The sequence below is a fragment of the Mizugakiibacter sp. genome, from assembly GCF_039680435.1.
Classification (GTDB): domain Bacteria; phylum Pseudomonadota; class Gammaproteobacteria; order Xanthomonadales; family Rhodanobacteraceae; genus Mizugakiibacter.
The window spans coordinates 1-2,390 of record NZ_JBDKSX010000106.1; the positions used below are offsets into that span (position 1 = coordinate 1).

The following is a 2,390-nucleotide window of genomic DNA, read 5'->3' on the forward strand; positions in this document are numbered from 1 at the left end:
AGTCGCCGGCGCGGTAGGCAGCGGCCGCGGCCAGCGCCGGATCGCGCGCGCTGGCGAGCGCCGCGCGGGCGTCGCCGTCGCGCAGCAGCCGCGCGGCCTGCTGGTCGGGCGTGCGCCACAGGTCGGCGAACGACGCGGCGCGCGCCGTCGGGTACGGCATGACCGCGAGCGCCAGCAGCAGCACCCAGCCGCGGCGGAAGCCCAACGCGGCCAGCGGCAGCAGCGCCAGCAACAGCCAGGGGCCGCGGTCGCGCCACTGCGCGCCGCGCACGTCGTACGCGGGCGCGGCCTGCACCTGCGTACTCGCCAGCGCGGCGAGCGCGGCGACGTCGCCGCCATCGGCGCGCATCGCCACGTAACGCCCGCCGCCGGCCGCGGCGAGCGCCGCCAGCGCACGGTCGTCGCGGCGCGCCACGACCACGTCACCGCGCGCATCCTCGAGGAAGCCGCCTTCGGCGCGCGCCACCGGCGCGCCCCGCGCGGTGCCGACGCCCAGCACCGACACGCGCACGCCGGCCGCGTGCGCGCGGCGCGCCGACGCTTCGGCCGCGGCGTCGGCATCGCTGGCGACCAGCACCAGGTCGCCGCCGGCCGCGCCGGCGCGACGGATCAGCGCCGCGCCGAGATCGATCGCGCGCGCCGGCGCGTCGCCCTGCACCGGCATCACGTCGGGCGTCAGCGCGTCGATCTGTTCGAGCACGGTGTCGACGTCGCGGGTCGGCGGCGCGACCAGGAACGCGTCGCCGGCATAGGCGATCAGCGCGCTGCGACCGTCGCGGCCGGCTTCGAGCAGGTCGCGCACCTTGTAGCGCGCGCGTGTCAGCCGGTCCGGCTTGACGTCCTGCGCGAGCATGTTCGGCGCCAGCGACAGCGCGACCACGCGCACCGCCTGGTTGCGGTAGACCGGCGCCGGCAGGCGCTCCCACGCCGGGCCGGCCAGCGCCAGCACGGCCAGTGCGCCGACCAGCGCGACCAACGCCAGCGCGCCGCGGCGGCCGCCGGCGTCGCGCTCCAGCAGCGCCGGCAGCAGCGCCGGATCGGCGAGCCGCGCCAGCGCGCCCTCGCCGCGCAGCGCGCGCGCCAGCAGCGCCAGCAGCGGCGGCAGCGCGAGCAGGGCCAGCAGCCACCACGGGCGCAGGAAATGGAATTCGGCCAGCGTGCTCACGCGCACGCTCCGTGTCGCCGCGCCGCGCCCCACGGCAGCGCCGCCAGCGCCATCAACACGGCCGCCGCCAGCGGCCATACGAACAGCTCGCGCCGCGGCCGCAGCGCCTGCTGCGCGCGCGCCGCCGGCTCCAGCCGGTCGATCGCGCGGTAGGCGTCGGCGAGCTGCGCGGCGTCGGCGGCGCGGAAGTAGCGTCCGCCGGTGGCCGCGGCGACCGCGCGCAGGGTGTCCTCGTCGAGATCGGACGCCGCGCCGGGCATGCTGCCGCCGAAGAAGTCGCCGAGTACGGCATGCGCGGAGCCGATGCCGATGGTGTAGATGCGCACGCCAGCCTTGGCGGCGATGCGCGCGGCATCGCGCGGATCGAGCGTGCCGGCGGTGTTGACGCCGTCGGTCAGCAGCACCAGCACGCGCGCCGGCGCCGGCTGCTTGAGCAGGCGCCGCGTCGCCACCGCGATGGCGTCGCCCAGCACGGTTTCGCGGCCGGCCAGGCCGACCGCGCTGTCGTCGAGCTGGCCGCGCACCGCATCGAGATCGAACGTCAGCGGCGTCACCAGGTAGGCGCGGCTGCCGAACAGGATCAGGCCGACCTCGTCGCCCGCGCGGCGCGCGACGAAGTCGCCGGCGATCGCGCGCACCGCGGCATAGCGGCTGACGTCCTGGCCGGCCAGGTCCATGTCCTCGATGCCCATGCTGCCCGCGGTGTCCAGCGCCAGCAGCAGCGCGCGTCCGCTCTGCGGCAGCGCCAGCGGCGCGCCGACCTGCTGCGGGCGCGCCGCCGCCGTGACCGCCAGCAGCCATGCCAGCAGCGGCAGCCAGCGCCGCACGCCGCGCGGCAGCGCGCGCCCGATCGCGCGCAGGTCCAGCCCCGCGTGCGGCAGGCGCAGCTCTGCCGTCGGCGCCGCCGGCGGCAGCGCGTGGCGCAGCAGCCACGGCAGCGGCAGCAGCGCGAACAGCCACGGCCAGGCGAACTCAGGCATGGCGCACCACCGCGCACTCCAGCCAGCGTACGCAGGCGGCGACCAGTACGGCCGCATCGAGCTGCGCGCCCGGCGCATTCGTCGCCTGCAGCAGCCGCATGGCGTGCTCGCGCGGCAGCGCGCCCGGCGCGGCGCGTTCGAGAAAGTCCAGCCACGCCGCGCCGTCCAGCGCGGCCGCGCGCGGTTCGCGGCGCAGCGCGGCGCGGCGCAGCAGCGACGACAGGCCGCGCGCCAGCGCGGCGACA

The 2,390-nt window shown here is 78.3% G+C and carries 2 protein-coding genes and 1 pseudogene; all 3 read right to left on the reverse strand.

Annotated features, from left to right (window positions below):
- Positions 1–1,165, reverse strand: a pseudogene (locus ABFC67_RS11470) (colicin transporter); the annotation flags it as partial.
- Complete coding sequence (locus tag ABFC67_RS11475) at positions 1,162–2,145, reverse strand: VWA domain-containing protein (protein ID WP_346738162.1); 984 nt, start codon at positions 2,143–2,145, stop codon at positions 1,162–1,164. The pseudogene ABFC67_RS11470 and the gene ABFC67_RS11475, both read right to left, overlap by 4 nt.
- Positions 2,138–2,390, reverse strand: a 253-nt coding sequence (locus ABFC67_RS11480) for a DUF4381 family protein (RefSeq protein ID WP_346738163.1), incomplete at its 5' end; no start/stop codon positions are given. The genes ABFC67_RS11475 and ABFC67_RS11480, both read right to left, overlap by 8 nt.